This window comes from Acinetobacter sp. YH12069, assembly GCF_013419675.1.
Classification (GTDB): Bacteria; Pseudomonadota; Gammaproteobacteria; order Pseudomonadales; family Moraxellaceae; genus Acinetobacter; species Acinetobacter amyesii.
In genome coordinates, this window is the sequence record NZ_VOZS01000004.1 from 52,400 (window position 1) to 67,532 (window position 15,133).

Below are 15,133 nucleotides of genomic sequence, written 5' to 3' on the forward strand. Positions count from 1 at the left end.
GATAGAATAAAACTGCTTAATCCTTCTAGCACTTCCTTGTACGCAGTATCTTCGCCTCAGATTTAAATTGATCCCTATTATGAGCAATACTTTTTCCCAGCATCCTCAAATTGGTGTAGTCACTACATTTTCTGAATTGATTCATAGTCATTTCGAAGGTCAAATGAATGCGCTTTGCTGGCAACGCAGCATACAAGGCGACTTTAAAGAAATAGTCGAAAAACTCGAACTGATTGAAAATATAACCGAAATTTCTATAGATGATCTGATGAAGTTAACACTTTCATCGCAAGGCCATTTAGCCAGAGAAGTTATTTTAAATGATCTGCAACAATTAACAGAATTTGGTGCATCACCTTCGTTGAACTTGCTCAAATGCTATGAACGAGATGATGAATTCGATTTCATCTCAACCGATGTTTATTCCTTTCATGTCGATCGATCACCTATCGCTACCGATACCTTTTTATGTACATATTATGGTGCTTCCAGTGATATTGTGCCAAATGATCAAGTGACACAAAGAATCTTAATTCCTAAAATACGAGAACAACTTAAAGATTTGTACGATGGCCCTACCTCAGAATTTGATGATTTTTTAGCGGAATATTTTTTTGATTTACATTATCAGCTCAAAGAAAATGCTGTGCCTGTAAATCTAGGCAATGGTCATCTTTGGCGTTTAGCGGTGGATCATCCTACACAGCAAGTTTTGCCTTGTGTACACCGTGCACCTGTAGAAAATGTAGGTGAATATCGGCTTATACTGATTTGCTGATTTTAGCTGTGTTTAAATATTGATAAATCGTAAGTCCATACGATCCATTCTGTCTAATGAATGAACCGTATGGGTTAATGCAATATCGTTTTAATCAAAATTGCTTAGTCTAGATTATTGAGATCGAGCTGTATTAAGCCAGCGGTAAAGCACTGGCAATAGCACCAAGGTCAGCAAGGTGGAAGAAAGAATACCGCCGATCACAACCGTGGCTAAAGGCCGTTGCACTTCCGCACCTGTACCTGTTGCCAAAGCCATTGGTACAAAACCTAAAGAGGCAACACAGGCAGTCATGAGTACTGGGCGTAATCGAAGTACAGCGCCCTGCCATACGGCTTCATGCAATGGATACTTGTCCCCCAGTTCTTTAATGAAGGTCAGCATGACCAGGCCATTCAGCACAGCAACACCTGAGAGTGCAATAAATCCAATCCCTGCAGACATCGAAAGCGGAATATCTCTTAACCAAAGAAACAATACACCGCCCGTTAAGGCAAAGGGTACGCCAGTAAAGACCAGCAGACTTTCTTTCACATTATGAAATACTGCCATTAATAAAATAAAGATGGTCAGTAGTGCTAAAGGAATGACAATTTGCATTCTTGCTTTGGCAGATGCAAGGTTTTCAAATTGACCGCCATATTCAATCCAATAACCGCTTGGTAATGCATATTGTTTCAGCTGAGTCTGCATATCCGCCACAAAAGAACCTAAATCACGGCCTTCAACATTGGCAGTCACTACAATACGGCGTTTACCATTTTCACGGCTGACTTGATTGATCCCATCTACATTAGACACTGTGGCAACATTTGAGAGTACAATACTGCCACCATTTGGCAACTTTAACGGTAGTTGTGAAATCGTGCTTACATTACGGTCTTGATCATTTAAACGAATAACAAAGTCAAAACGGCGATCGCCTTCTAAAATCTCCCCTACACTTTGTCCACCGACACTGGCTGCCACAGTATCCTGTATAGATTTAACGCTTAAACCATATTGCGCAGCCAAAGCCTTATCTATTTCAATATTTAATAAAGGCAAACCTGAGGTTTGTTCAACTTTTACGGCGCTACTCCCCGCAACTTGCTGCATAATTTTGGCAATTTTAGTGGCTTCTGTGTTAAGCACTTGCATATCATCGCCAAATATTTTAACGCCCACATCACTACGCACACCTGAGATCAACTCATTAAAGCGCAGTTCAATAGGTTGGGAAAACTCACTGTTATTACCTGGAATTGTAGCCACATAAGCCACCATACGGCCACGCAGTTCATCCACACTTTCTTTAGGGTTTGGCCATTCATTACGTGGTTTGAGCATAATATAACCATCGGAAATGTTCGGAGGCATTACATCGGTTGCCACTTCTGCTGTACCTGTACGAGCAAATACAGCCTGAATCTCTGGAAATTTTTTCAGCAGCAATTTCTCAGCGTTCTCCTGCATTTTTAATGATTCTTCTAGGCCTGTGCTTGGTGAGCGCATCAACTGAACTGCAAAATCACCCTCACTCAGCTGTGGTGCAAACTCACTGCCAATTTTGGTGCTTAAAAGCCCAGTAATGAGCAGTAAACACAGTGCAAAAGTCATCACTACAGCCTTGTAATGAAAGGCTTTATTTAAAATTTGAAGATACTGCTTTTTCAGCCAATTCATCCAACGGCTTTCTGTTTCTTTAATTTCACCTTTCACCCAAAGCGCTACAGCAGCAGGTACAAATGTAATAGACAGAATGATCGCCGCCACAAGTGCCAATACCACAGTTAATGCCATCGGATGGAACATTTTTGCTTCTACACCACTTAAAGCAAAAATTGGCAAATAAACCACTAAAATAATTAACTGACCGAATATCAGCGGACGGCGCGCCTGACGTGCAGCCAAAAAGACTTCTTTAAAACGTTCATTTTGCGTTAATGGACGCTTTAATGTTTGCTGTGCATGCGCCAAGCGGCGGATACAGTTTTCAACAATGACCACAGCACCATCAACAATAATCCCGAAATCCAGCGCACCTAAGCTCATCAAATTCGCGCTGATATTCTTTTGTGCCATGCCGGTTAAGGTAAACAGCATTGACAGCGGAATAACACAGGCCGTAATGAGTGCTGCACGGATATTGCCTAAAAAGATAAATAAAATGATGATGACTAGAATTGCGCCTTCAACCAAGTTCTTTTGAACGGTTTTAATCGCTTTCTCCACCAATGTGGTACGGTCATACACTGTTTCAATTTTTACCCCTTTGGGTAAGCTGGCTTGAATGTCTTTAATTTTGGAATCTACAGCTTTCGAGACAGTTCGGCTATTTTGTCCCATAGCCATCATGGCAATACCTAAAACCGTTTCTTCTCCGTTATAGGTTGCACCACCTGTGCGCAAATCATGCCCAATGGAGACTTGCGCAATATCACCCACCCGAATTGGACTGCCATTTGGGCTGTCAATCATGGTGTTTTCAATATCTGAAATGGTGTTTAAGGTTCCCGGCACTCGAACTGTTAACTGCTGACCATTTTCCTCAATAAATCCTGCACCACGGTTTTCATTATTTTCTGTAAGCGCTTGCTGTAATTGTTCTAATGACAGGTTCAGCTGTTGCATGCGGTTTAAATCAGGTGAAACCACGTAGGTTTTATTAAAACCACCAATACTGTTGACCTCGGCAACACCTTGTACACGCTGTAATTGCGGACGCACAATCCAGTCCTGAATTTCACGCAAATCCATCGCGCTATATGCCGTACCATCTGCTTTTTTTGCATTGGGTTCTGCTTTCAGCACCCATTGATAAATCTCGCCCAAACCTGTCGAAACTGGCGACATCGTCGGAGAAACCTGAGCTGGCAATGACGACTGAACTTCCTGTACCCGCTGATTAATTTGCTGACGTGCCCAGTAAATATCCGTACCGTCTTTAAAGACAATCGTGACTTGTGACAGGCCATAACGGGAAATAGAACGGGTCAACTCCAAATCTGGAATACCTGCCATCGCATTTTCAATCGGATAAGTAATCCGCTGTTCAACTTCTAACGCTGTAAAGCCATTGGCCTGCGTATTAATTTGCACTTGGGTGTTGGTAATATCAGGTACTGCATCAATCGGCAGTTTTTGATAACTGTAAATCCCGACGGCAATCCATGTGCAGACAAACAGCATCACCCAAATTGCATTTTGAATTGAAAACTGAATAATGCGTTCGAATAGACCTGCTGGCTTTGGTAAATTTGTGTTCGGATTCTCTGAATTAGTGTTCATGGCCAGCCTCGTCTTTTTCCAGTTCCGATTTCAGTAAAAAACTGCCTTGGGAAATATACTTTTGCCCTGCATCAAGACCCGAAATCACTTCTAGCCATTGCCCATCACTGGATGCTTGTCCAAGTTTTAGCGCTTGCGCTTTTAAATGCACTTGACCTTTTTGTTCAGATTCAACAATAAAAATACTGTCTTTACCCTCTATGCTTTGCACGGCGGACTTTTGCACCCGTAATACATTTTTAGTACCTGAATCTGCCAATAGCACGTTGACCATCACATTCGGGCGAAGCTCAGCAGATTGTTGTTTTAATTTGGCACGTACCACCAAGCGTCCCGTTTGCACATCTGCCTTTGACGTCAGGCTTTGTACCTCTGCGCTATAGAGCTGATCTGAACTATTGATTTTGAAAGAGACGATTTGACCCGTTTGTAATTGTGCGGAATATTGATGAGCTAAGTTAAATTCCAGCCACAAATCTTTAAGCTGTTCGATGGTGAACAATTGGTCTGCCAATTGCACATTTTCACCCACCACAATATCTTTTTGACTAATCACGCCAGCGATTGGCGCACGAATAATAAATCGTCCGTTTTGACCGCTATTCGCGCCCAAAGCTTGTAAGCGCGATTGTGCTGACTGTACGCTAATTTGAGCCTGACGATAGGCATTTTCAGCACGCTGGAAGTCCTGTTTGGCAGAAATTCCTTGAGACCATAGCTTTTGCTCACGCTGATAATCTTGACGGGCTAAATCTAAATTGGCTTCTGCCATACGTAAATTGGCTTGCTGATCAATCAATTCAGGTACTGACAGCACAGCTAAAGTTTGACCTTTTTGTACAGTTTGACCGAGTGCTACACTGACTTGTTCGACATGACCGCTGAAGTTTGGGGAAATATGTGCCTGCTGATCTGTATTGACCGCCAATTTACCCGGCAATTGAATAATATTTTCGACCAGACCATTTTCTACAGTCGCAATTTTAATTCCTTGTTCCACCATTTGTTGAGTGGTGAGTTGCAGTTCACCTTCTTCCGCATGTTCTGCTTCAGTATCACTCTTTTTGGCTTCGCTATTTTCACCTTCCGACTCAGTTTTATCCGCATCGGATTTATTTGTACTTAACCAAATAGCAGTACACAGCATCAGCGTTAGGCCAACCAAAACTGCAATCATCAAAGGCTGTGAAATTTTTCCATCTTGTTTAATTTTCATGTGATTAACTGCCTTATTGTGCTGATGCGCTGTTGATGAGATTTTGGGATGCCTCAATGGCTTTCTTATTGAGTTGGCTATAAGCATCTGAACGGCTGATTTCTTCATAACTGGTTCCAATACTTAAGGCTTCAGCACTGAGTGCGCTTTGCCAAGCCTGCGCCAAAATTTGCATTTGGCTAAGTCGAAGGTCTTGGAGTTGTTTTGTGGTTTGCTGTACGTCTGTAATAGCAAATTTACCTGCCTGAAAACCTTGCAAAGTTCGGTTTTGAACCTTTTCAGCCAAACCAATCTGATTGCCTGTGGCATCAAACTGCATACGCAGACCTTTAAGCTGGTGAATGCTATTGGCAATGTCCAAAACTTGCTGTTTTAACTCGCGCTGTTGCTGATGATTTAATAAAATTTGCTGTTTTTGCGCCATTGGAATGGCATATTGCTGGCGGTTAAAAATATTGAGCGGAATATCCACACCAAGTACCAAGGCCGTATCATTGGCGTCAGTTGGAGATTTGGTACGTGACATGCCCATATTTAGGGTTGGGTTTGGGCGTGCCTGTACTTTTAAATGTTCAATTTGCTGATTTGCCTGCTGAATATTCAAGGCATACAATTTTTGTAACCAACCTTCCGATAAATTACATTCAACTAAACTTTGGCTCTGTTCAGGCCAAGGCGTAACGCTGTTATTCAACGCGATTTGCGACGTGGATTCACCCCATAAATTAGAAAGCTGACGTGCCACAGTTTGCTGTTTTAAAACTGCCTGTTGGTATAAACGCTGTATTTCCAATGCTTCAATTTGAGCGCGCTCCACATCCACCAAAGCGATACTGCCTGCTTGATAGCGTTTTTGCGCACTGTCCAAATTAGATTTACTGAGTTTGAGCTGTGTAGCGTAAATCGATTGCTCATTTTGAGCGATGGCTAGCTGTGACCATGCAAACTTCACAATCAGCTGACTTTGCGCATTCCAAATCTGCTGTTGCAACTGAATTTGCTGTGCAGAGGTACTCGCGAGTGCTTGATTGATTTTACGCTGACCGAATACATCCAATGGCTGGCTAATTCCGATACTGAGCTCTTGATCTTGATTTTTACCAAAACCATTTTGTTCAATCGATAGACTTGGGTTCTGCCAGAGCTTGCTTTGACGCACATTAAAATCAGAGATTTGCTGTTGTTGTTGCCAAATATCAGTTTGGGCTTGGTAGTTTTGTACTTTGGCAAATGCAGATTCAAAACTACTGACATTTTCGGCAAACGTACTTTGTAAGGCCGTCGAAATACCGACAGCTAAGCCTAGACGTATAAACGCCGTAAAATATAAAGACATGATTTTTCCCACTCATTTATTAAAAAAAGTGGCAGGAATGTTTTAGGCTACCCCGCCATTAGCGGGGCATAAACAGGAGGAGGTGTTTGCAGTAATAAATCAGGGGCTTGATAAAGATTCTTCCAAACAAATTTTGGCGAATATTCAAAGCTCTGATGTGCAATAAAAAGAATCGATTGTTGGTTTTGTACAATCAAATGCGTCATAGAAGGCAAATGGTCTTGATGATCTTCACCAAGTTGCAGATCGTTAGCGATATTTTTGACTGGTTTACTACTGGATTCATCAGATGCTTGATGCAACGAATGCTGTGGATTCGTTTCATTGCTAACGCATAAGGTATTTTGATGATGACCAAAATGATAGCTTTGAACAACTTGAGTTTGCTCTTCATGCACACAGAAAGCGGCTGCCACGTTCCAAAGGCTTTGGAACATGAACAATCCAACTAAGACTGTTATCCATGTCGCAGAACGCATATTGCATCAATCAAGAAAATTTTAACGATTATAAAGCTTGGAGTCGGTCGAAGGTCAAGTGAATCTTTGAATTTGTCTTAAAAATGGATTGCCATAGAGATATAACGTAAGGCATTCGCTTTAATCCCCTGACACGGCACATGCTAAAGACAATCCATTGGTTCATGATTACGATTTTTATCGGCGAAACCTTTATTTTTAATTCAGTTCGGAATCATTCTTCAACTTAGCTTTTCTTGTCACAACTAAGCCGCAGAGAACCACCAATGTCGTAACACCTAAAGATAATGAAGTTTCATAACTGTAGGCTGGAGATAAAAACATATAGATCAGCACACTTAAGATCACCAAAATGACTGCCCATGTCAGCCATGGAAATAGCCACATTTTAAACGCAACCTCAGTTCCATTTTTTTCGATTTGTGTTCTCAATTTAAGCTGTGAAAATGCAATCACTAAATAAACCAATAAGGCAATTGAACCTGTTGTAGACAGTAAAAATCCAAATACTTGGCCTGGAAATAAATAATTGACTGCACAGCAAATTAAGCCCACTACAGACGATGCAAATACAGCAATAGCAGGTACACCAGAGGCATTAATAGATGTGACCCATTGAGGTGCTTCTTTGCGTGTCCCCAATGAAAATAGCATCCTTGATGAACTATAAAGTGCTGCATTCATACAACTTGCAACTGCAATAAATACCACACTATCAATAATCAATTTTGATTGAGGGACATTTAAACTGACCAAGACATATTGGAAGGTGCCTAATTGTTGTAATTGCGGTGAACGCCAATCTACCAGTGCAACCGTTATAAAAATTGAAACCACAAAAAATAAGATGACCCGATACAATACTAAATTGGTTGCACGTTTAATTTTTTGTTCAGGATCTTTTGATTCTGCTGCAGCGATCGATAGTATTTCTACACCAAAGAATGAAAATGCTGAAATCAATATTGCTGAAAGTACACCACCCAGGCCATTTGGCATAAATCCATCATTTTTGAACAGATTTTCTACACCACTCACGTCAGGTGCTAAGGGCCAAAATCCAAATATTGCGGTGAGTCCAATGGCGATAAAAATCACAATAGCCAAGACTTTTATCAGAGAAAACCAAAATTCAAACTCACCAAAACTTCGAGTACTAAAAAAGTTGGCTAAACTGAGAAGCACAATGAAGAATGTTGCAAATACAGCACTGGATATTGATGGAAACCATGCATGCAAAATTTCTGCACCGGCAATTGCTTCAATAGGAATAACTAAAACCCAAAACCACCAATATAACCATCCGATAGTAAAGCCAGCCCATGGCCCTATGGCTTTTCTTGCATAGGTTGAAAATGAGCCGGTGTCAGGTTGAGCTACAGCCATTTCTCCCAACATTCGCATGACTAAAAAAACCAATATACTGGTAATTATATAAGCAAGAACGGCGGCAGGCCCTGCTTTTGCAATCGCAGCAGATGATCCAACAAACAGTCCAGCACCAATTACACCACCAATACTGATCATTGTAATATGCCGATTAGATAGCCCTGCACCCAGTTTTGCAGTTGAATTATGTGTGGCTAAGCTATCATCATGCATCGATTAGATTCCCTGTTTGCACGGTCAGTCGTACAAATCATTATTTCCAAGATCATTAGGAATAAAAAAGGGAAAACGCTGTGTTCTCCCTTGTTTTGTAACAATTTAATCTAGAAAATGAGTTTTTCATAGTTCTAATCAAAACTTTAAGATGCAGCTTAATACCATTTTTTCATCTAATTCACTGTTATTACTTATATAATTTATATTTATTTAAAAACTTATTTGACCATTTTCTAGATACAAAATATGGGCTTTTAAATAATCTAACTCATCGCCATGATGCGTAACATATATCATCGGCAGCGCCAACTGTTCTTTCACCGTGTTTAAAAATGGCAATATTTGATCTTTCAGCCTGCGGTCCAGTCCTGTCAGCGGTTCATCTAACAGCAGTAAGTCAGGCTGTGACAGCAATGCGCGTCCTATGGAAACGCGCTGCGCCTCACCGCCAGAAAGTTCATGCGCCCGCCGTTTGAGCAGTGGCTGTAACTCAAGCAGATTAGTCACTTGCTCAAATTTAAATTTCGCATTTTCCTGAGCGCCTAAGTTCTCCGCATATTGCAGATTTTGCTGCACATTCATATGCGGAAAAATCCATGCTTTTTGAAAAATCAGCGCAATACTGCGTTGATGCATCGGCACGTTAATCTTCTGCGCCGTATCGAACACATCACGCTGATTCAGCGATATATAACCTTGCTGCGGCTGCAGCAAACCAACCAAATTTTTCAGCAGCGTAGACTTGCCGCTGCCTGATGGCCCCATAATGCCAAGCAGCTGTTCTTGCATCTGCAGCCGAGCCTGCAATTGAAAATCTGCATATTGAAACTGAAAATTACACTGAAGCATGGCCGGCTCCGAGTTTTCGCTGATAGCGCTGTAAAATATAATAATTGGCAATCAATGCGCCAAAAGCCGCCAGCAGTGAAAGGATCACTAAACGCATTGCGGATTCTTCGCCATTGGGCTGCTGTATCAGCGAATAGATAGCAATTGGAATGGTTCGGGTTTCATCAGGAATATTACCCACAAAGGTAATGGTTGCGCCAAATTCGCCTAAACTTCGGCTAAATCCTAAAATGCTGCCAATTAAAATCCCTGGTAAAGCCAGCGGCAGGCTGATTGAGACAAATACCCGTAAAGGATGTGCGCCTAGTGAGCCTGCAACCTGCTCAAGCTGTTGATTGATCATTTGAAAAGACAAACGGATCGGCTGCACAATCAGCGGAAATGACACAATCATCGATGCTAAAACGGCGCCTTTCCAATTAAAAACCAGCTGAATTCCCCATTCAATTAGCATCTTGCCGATCCAGCCATTTGAACCAAACAGCACCAATAGCAAATATCCTAGAACCACCGGCGGCAGCACCATTGGCATTTGTAAAAGTGCTTCGACCAAAAATTTTAAATGAAACTCATAGCGCGCCAAAACCCATGCCAGCCCTATAGCAAATGGTAAGCAAAATACAGTGGCGCAAATGGCAACCTTAGCCGACAGATACAAGGCGCTCCACTCTTCAGGGCTTAGCATGCTTTAGCCCTTCACACCAAAGCCATAATTCTTAAACAGCATTTTGCTTTGCGCATGGTCTTTAAGATAACGGTAAAACTTCACGGCCTCAGGTTTAGCTGCGCCTTGCTGTGTTAAAGCCAATGGGTAAATGATGGGTTGATGGGTATGGTTTGGAAAAATCCCGGCTATTTTAACTTTAGAACTGATCAGCGCATCGGTACGATAAACAATCCCCGCTTGGCACTCACCTCGTTCGACAAAAGCCAAAGCCGATCGTACATCATCTGTCCCGACAATCCTTCCATTCAAACTTGATAGCCAGCCCAACTTGGTTAGGCTTTGTTTGGCATATTTTCCAGCAGGTACAGACTCCATTTGCCCTGTACATAAGTGACCTTTGAATGCCTTGGCAAAACTAAACTGCGGCACGGCTTTAAATTGCATATTCACCGCTTTAGGCGTAATCAGCACCAAATCATTGCTTAGCATGTTGAATACTTGCTTTGCAGGTATTTTCTGTTTTTGCACCAAATAATTCATCCAGTCCACATCTGCTGAAAAATACAAATCACTTGGCGCACCGGCTTCAATCTGTTTGGCTAAAGCAGATGACGCGCCAAATACCGGTACAATTTTGATGTCTGGATTCTGTGCCTGATATTGCTTTGCAATATCGCTGATAGCATTGCTTAAACTGGCTGCAGCATAAATTTTGACTATTTCCGCCTGAGATGCGCCAGCAATGAAGCTCAGTCCTACTGCTAAGATGTATTTGAAATGCATAGCAAACTCCTAATGCTGAATAAATACGCCTTGAAGAATTTGTCCTGCTTGCACAGACTGCCCTGCAGGAATCCGAACAATGCAATTGGCTTGCATTAAATTGCTCAACATATGCGACTGCTGTTTAGACAGGCTGGTTAGTTGAAGCTTGCCTTGCTTATCAAAGTGCGCCGACATTCTTAAAAACCGCTCACGTGCATCTGCTTTTAGGTCATGTGTCATGACTGCGCTGAACCAGTCCAGTGGAGTTGTTTGACCTTGTAAAGCTTTCAGTAATGTATCTGTATAAATTTGCATGCCCACATATACAGCAGCAGGATTCCCCGGCAGTCCGAGTAAATAACATGAGCTTGCATCATCTCGCTTATATTCCGCGAAAAGCATCGGTTTGCCCGGCTTCTGTTTTACTTTCCAAAAAATTTGTTTAAAGCCTAAGTCTAAGGCTACTGGACGGACAAAATCATAGTCACCCACAGATACGCCGCCAGTCGTTAAAATTAAATCAAAGCTGTCTTTTAAACGGTTGAATAAATCCAAGACCGCCTGCTTTTCATCTGCAATATGAATCACTTCAACTTGGATGTGCTGTGACTGAAACCATGCTGAAATCAGTGGCGCATTGGCATCAAAAATCTTACCTGCTCTATAGTCCTTAATATTTTCTGCGACTTCATCACCTGTAATGACCACAGCAACTTTAGGGTAAGCGTAGACCTCACAATGCGAAATACCAGCCATGCTCAGTGCTGCAATTGCCCCAACCGTTAGCTTTTGACCACGGACAGCCAAACATTGTCCGACCGAGAATTCCTCACCTGCATCACGAATATCCGCATGCGGGTTTAAGGCTGCAGTCAGTTCAATCTGCTGTGTATCCGCCTTCACTATTTCTTGCCGCGCTACTGTAGTCGTGCCTTCAGGAATCGGCGCGCCAGTAAATATACGGACAGCTTGGCCTGCTTTTAAAATAGTTTCAGCCGTTTGCCCTGCGCGGATTTCTCCAATGAGCTCAAATTGCGTACCTGCTTTAATTTCACCCGCTGCGCATATGGCATAGCCGTCTACAGCACTCTGAGCAAATAAAGGCAGCTGAATTTGTGAATGTACATCTGCCGCCAAATAACGGCCTAAAGCGTGCTGAAGCGCCAAAGTTTCATGCGCCAAACTTTGCGTATGTGTCTGAATCAGCGCAAGTGCTTCGTCCACTGAAATCAGCCCTGCTTCAGCACCGCAGCCTGTATGCAATACGGCTTGGTTCATTGGTAGCCTCCTGCATGGGGAATATTTTTCTGCACATCAAAGAGATGTACCAAGGCAGGTAAAATGGCAACTAGTGATTCTTTTGCGCCTTGTCTGCTGCCCGGCAGTGTAATTACTAAACTGTCATCAATATAGCCAGCAACACCGCGGCTGAGCGCTGCATAAGGCGTGCGTTTCTGCCCAAAACTGCGGGATGCTTCCATTAGCCCAGGAATTTCCCGTTTTAGCAGTGGCTGTATCGTTTCTACAGTTAAATCTTTTGGCCCTAAACCCGTACCGCCAACCGTCAATATCAGCGGGTATTGATTTTTTTGCTGCTCAATCAAGGTAAGCAGCTGTTCAGGACTGTCTGGTATCACTTGATAGCTGATGTTGCTGAAGTTTGCTTCTTCTAAAATTTCGAGGACATTTTGCCCCGCAGTATCTGGTTTTTTACCGGCAGCAACTGTATCTGAAAGCACAATAATCGAAGCCGATAAGCTTTCTTTTAATACACGGGTAAAATGTGATTTACCGCCTTTTTTCTTTTGCAGTTTCACTTGATCTAAGCATAAATCTTCAGGTTCACAATGCGGTTTCAGCATGTCATACAGCGTTAAACCGGCAAGACTGACCGCAGTCAAAGCTTCCATTTCCACACCCGTTGGACCAATGGTTTCAACCACTGCACTAATTTCGACATGCGCCTCAAATAATTCATACTCCACATCTGCACGGTAGATCGGCAGCGGATGACAGAGCGGAATAAGTTCATCCGTGCGTTTTGCGCCCAATATACCTGCAATCCGTGAGGTTTTCAGCGCATCGCCTTTTTCTGTATTGCCATTACGCAGCAGTTCAATGCAATGTGGCGGCGCATGCAGTATTCCAGTTGCAATGGCTGTACGGTAACTTTCCGCTTTCATGCCCACATTTTTCATTGCTCTATCCTTATTTTGTTCATTTTCAGCTGTAATATTGAAAATATTGAATTTTGGGTTTTATAAATGCCATTGGTAAATATTGGCGTTCAAATGCATGGTCTGGCTATTTTGATGTGAATGTTCGCATGACTCGCTATGAACATGAGCATGCTTCGTTTCGTGATCTGCCACTTCAGGCGCGTGATCCTTACGAATACAGCAGCCCTCTACATATTGACTGCTGCCATCCATATAAAACTCTTCTTTCCAAACAGGCACTTCATGCTTTACACGTTCAACCGCTTCTTCGCAGGCTGCAAAAGCTTCACGGCGGTGCGGTGCATAAGCCATAGCAATAATTGCAGTATCACCAATATCTAAACTGCCAATACGATGCACAACCCGTACATATGACACGTCGTATTTGGCTTGAATTTCCTGTTCAATTTGTCGGATCATTTTTTCAGCCACAGGCGCATAAGCTGTATATTTCAAAGCTTTTACCGCTTTGCCTTCATGGTGATTACGCACCGCGCCAATAAATACACCTATACCGCCACATTCAGGAAATGCCTCAATGCTGTCAAAATCAGCTTGGCTAAATACCGTATCTTGTATGCGTGAAATATGCTTGAGCTCCATATTCAGCCTCCCGCCACAGGTGACAGCAGCACAACGGTGCTGTCCTGCACCAATGCGGTTTGCCTTGGCACAATATCTTCCCCAATGGCACAGGCGCAGCGTTCAAGCATGCTGAATGACTCCGGAAATTGATCTGTAACTTGCTGTAAAACCTCTGCAATTGATTGCTGTGCCAAGCAAGTCAGACTTAAATTCGCTGGCAGCAGGCGTTCAATAGCGCCAAAAGATTCTATTTTGATGGTGATCTGAGTCATCTTTAACCTCCAATCATATGCATGCTGATTTTTCTAGATGGGCTGGATTGGGTAGTTATGGCATGAAAGCCTTGTTCCTTCTGCCAAATGTAACCGCCTAATTTTTGCTGCAAAGCCATTGCATCGAGCGGCATTAACTCTGTTGTTTTACTGCTTTTCAGCTGCTGAATTTCATGGCTGAGATTTAAACCTTTTCGGGCAAACAGGCAGTTAAAAAACTCGCCTTGCGCATTCAGTCTCAAACGGTCGCAGCTGCCGCAAAAAGAATTGCTGATGGTTGAAATAATACCTATAGGCAAGCCGTTGATTAAGTATGATCTGGCTGGTGACGCGCCTTGACCTTGCAGTGTTTGCACTTCAAAAGCAGTCTTTAGTTTATCCAGTATGTCTTGTTCAGTAACGACCGCAGCTTTAGACCAGTTTTGATCGCCATCCAACGGCATAAACTCGATAAACCGCAGTTCGAAACCTTTTTGCAGCGCCCATGCTGTTAATGGAATGATTTGCTGTTCATTTAGACCTTTGATTAACACAGAATTAATTTTGATTTCAAAGCCCGCTTGCTGAGCTGCTTCAATCCCGTCTAATACAGGCTGTAATTGTTTTTGTGTCAGCTGGAAAAATTGCGCTTCATCCAAACTGTCTAAGCTGATATTTATGCCGTCTAGTCCTGCTTGTTTTAGGGCGTGTGCATATTGCTTCAGGTAATGCGCATTGGTGGTCATGGAAATACGTTTAAGGCCTAGCTTTCTCAACTGCTGCAGCTGTTGAATAAAATGCACAACGCCTTGACGCATGAGAGGTTCGCCGCCCGTGATCCGGATCTGATCAATCCCGCGCAGCACCATAAACTCACAAAAATTGTAAAGTGATTCAAAACTAAGAAGATTATGTTTTTTCATCCATTCAGGATGTTCAGGCATACAATAGACACATTTAAAATTACAGCGGTCTGTCACTGAAATGCGCAATTTGCGTTTTTCACGGCCAAACTGATCCTTAAAAATGGTCGCTGGCTGTAATTGTGTCATGCTGTTCATGTTTATCTTCCATGGTGCTGTCATTTGCCCTGTCTTAGCTCAGTACAAATTT

14 protein-coding genes are annotated in these 15,133 nt (G+C 42.5%); 1 reads left to right on the forward strand and 13 read right to left on the reverse strand.

Annotated features, from left to right (window positions below; all coding sequences use genetic code 11):
- Positions 1 to 79: 79 nt before the first annotated feature.
- Complete coding sequence (locus FTU16_RS03065; protein WP_180004439.1) at positions 80 to 778, forward strand: DUF1826 domain-containing protein; 699 nt, start codon at positions 80 to 82, stop codon at positions 776 to 778.
- A gap of 114 nt (positions 779 to 892) precedes the next feature.
- Here the strand turns inward: FTU16_RS03065 and FTU16_RS03070 are convergent, their stop codons facing one another.
- The 13 genes from FTU16_RS03070 to moaA form a co-directional block, all read right to left on the reverse strand.
- Positions 893 to 4,048: an efflux RND transporter permease subunit gene (locus FTU16_RS03070; protein ID WP_180162669.1), complete on the reverse strand. Its 3,156-nt coding sequence runs from the start codon at positions 4,046 to 4,048 to the stop codon at positions 893 to 895.
- A complete protein-coding gene (locus tag FTU16_RS03075) occupies positions 4,038 to 5,264 on the reverse strand; it encodes an efflux RND transporter periplasmic adaptor subunit (protein ID WP_180065440.1) in 1,227 nt (408 codons plus the stop codon). Before FTU16_RS03075 ends, FTU16_RS03070 begins: the two co-directional genes overlap by 11 nt.
- Before the next feature lie 13 nt (positions 5,265 to 5,277).
- Entirely contained in the window at positions 5,278 to 6,600 is a 1,323-nt protein-coding gene (locus FTU16_RS03080; RefSeq protein WP_180144622.1) for a TolC family protein, read from the reverse strand.
- A gap of 47 nt (positions 6,601 to 6,647) precedes the next feature.
- Positions 6,648 to 7,079, reverse strand: coding sequence for a cation efflux protein, CzcI-like (locus tag FTU16_RS03085; protein WP_218954032.1), 432 nt, complete (start codon positions 7,077 to 7,079; stop codon positions 6,648 to 6,650).
- A 198-nt stretch (positions 7,080 to 7,277) separates the two neighbouring features.
- The gene (locus FTU16_RS03090) at positions 7,278 to 8,681 is read right to left on the reverse strand and encodes an amino acid permease (RefSeq protein WP_078190870.1); all 1,404 of its coding nucleotides are present in this window, start codon (positions 8,679 to 8,681) and stop codon (positions 7,278 to 7,280) included.
- Positions 8,682 to 8,894: 213 nt separating this feature from the next.
- Positions 8,895 to 9,533, reverse strand: coding sequence for an ATP-binding cassette domain-containing protein (locus FTU16_RS03095; RefSeq protein ID WP_180073824.1), 639 nt, complete (start codon positions 9,531 to 9,533; stop codon positions 8,895 to 8,897).
- Complete coding sequence (gene modB / locus FTU16_RS03100; RefSeq protein ID WP_180073825.1) at positions 9,520 to 10,218, reverse strand: molybdate ABC transporter permease subunit; 699 nt, start codon at positions 10,216 to 10,218, stop codon at positions 9,520 to 9,522. Before modB ends, FTU16_RS03095 begins: the two co-directional genes overlap by 14 nt.
- Before the next feature lie 3 nt (positions 10,219 to 10,221).
- Complete coding sequence (modA, locus tag FTU16_RS03105) at positions 10,222 to 10,983, reverse strand: molybdate ABC transporter substrate-binding protein (RefSeq protein WP_180162670.1); 762 nt, start codon at positions 10,981 to 10,983, stop codon at positions 10,222 to 10,224.
- A gap of 9 nt (positions 10,984 to 10,992) precedes the next feature.
- On the reverse strand, positions 10,993 to 12,243 hold the full coding sequence (locus FTU16_RS03110) for a molybdopterin molybdotransferase MoeA (protein ID WP_180162671.1): 1,251 nt from the start codon (positions 12,241 to 12,243) through the stop codon (positions 10,993 to 10,995).
- Positions 12,240 to 13,163 (reverse strand): bifunctional molybdenum cofactor biosynthesis protein MoaC/MoaB, encoded by a 924-nt coding sequence (gene moaCB / locus FTU16_RS03115; protein ID WP_180162672.1) that lies wholly within the window; start codon positions 13,161 to 13,163, stop codon positions 12,240 to 12,242. The genes FTU16_RS03110 and moaCB overlap by 4 nt, the downstream gene beginning before the upstream one ends.
- 60 nt (positions 13,164 to 13,223) lie before the next feature.
- Complete coding sequence (locus FTU16_RS03120; protein WP_180004420.1) at positions 13,224 to 13,787, reverse strand: molybdenum cofactor biosynthesis protein MoaE; 564 nt, start codon at positions 13,785 to 13,787, stop codon at positions 13,224 to 13,226.
- 2 nt (positions 13,788 to 13,789) lie between these two features.
- Positions 13,790 to 14,041, reverse strand: coding sequence for a MoaD/ThiS family protein (locus FTU16_RS03125; RefSeq protein WP_180059966.1), 252 nt, complete (start codon positions 14,039 to 14,041; stop codon positions 13,790 to 13,792).
- 2 nt (positions 14,042 to 14,043) lie between these two features.
- The gene (gene moaA, locus FTU16_RS03130) at positions 14,044 to 15,081 is read right to left on the reverse strand and encodes a GTP 3',8-cyclase MoaA (protein WP_180088303.1); all 1,038 of its coding nucleotides are present in this window, start codon (positions 15,079 to 15,081) and stop codon (positions 14,044 to 14,046) included.
- Positions 15,082 to 15,133 lie beyond the last annotated feature (52 nt).

Excerpts from the sequence above, each read along its gene's own strand:
- modA (WP_180162670.1), bottom strand. The coding sequence starts at position 10,983 with ATGCATTTCAAATACATCTTAGCAGTAGGACTGAGCTTCATTGCTGGC.
- FTU16_RS03125 (WP_180059966.1), bottom strand. The coding sequence starts at position 14,041 with ATGACTCAGATCACCATCAAAATAGAATCTTTTGGCGCTATTGAACGC.
- moaCB (WP_180162672.1), bottom strand. The coding sequence starts at position 13,163 with ATGAAAAATGTGGGCATGAAAGCGGAAAGTTACCGTACAGCCATTGCA.
- FTU16_RS03085 (WP_218954032.1), bottom strand. The coding sequence starts at position 7,079 with ATGCGTTCTGCGACATGGATAACAGTCTTAGTTGGATTGTTCATGTTC.
- FTU16_RS03095 (WP_180073824.1), bottom strand. The coding sequence starts at position 9,533 with ATGCTTCAGTGTAATTTTCAGTTTCAATATGCAGATTTTCAATTGCAG.
- FTU16_RS03075 (WP_180065440.1), bottom strand. The coding sequence starts at position 5,264 with ATGAAAATTAAACAAGATGGAAAAATTTCACAGCCTTTGATGATTGCA.
- modB (WP_180073825.1), bottom strand. The coding sequence starts at position 10,218 with ATGCTAAGCCCTGAAGAGTGGAGCGCCTTGTATCTGTCGGCTAAGGTT.
- FTU16_RS03080 (WP_180144622.1), bottom strand. The coding sequence starts at position 6,600 with ATGTCTTTATATTTTACGGCGTTTATACGTCTAGGCTTAGCTGTCGGT.
- FTU16_RS03070 (WP_180162669.1), bottom strand. The coding sequence starts at position 4,048 with ATGAACACTAATTCAGAGAATCCGAACACAAATTTACCAAAGCCAGCA.
- moaA (WP_180088303.1), bottom strand. The coding sequence starts at position 15,081 with ATGAACAGCATGACACAATTACAGCCAGCGACCATTTTTAAGGATCAG.
- FTU16_RS03065 (WP_180004439.1), top strand. The coding sequence starts at position 80 with ATGAGCAATACTTTTTCCCAGCATCCTCAAATTGGTGTAGTCACTACA.
- FTU16_RS03090 (WP_078190870.1), bottom strand. The coding sequence starts at position 8,681 with ATGCATGATGATAGCTTAGCCACACATAATTCAACTGCAAAACTGGGT.
- FTU16_RS03120 (WP_180004420.1), bottom strand. The coding sequence starts at position 13,787 with ATGGAGCTCAAGCATATTTCACGCATACAAGATACGGTATTTAGCCAA.
- FTU16_RS03110 (WP_180162671.1), bottom strand. The coding sequence starts at position 12,243 with ATGAACCAAGCCGTATTGCATACAGGCTGCGGTGCTGAAGCAGGGCTG.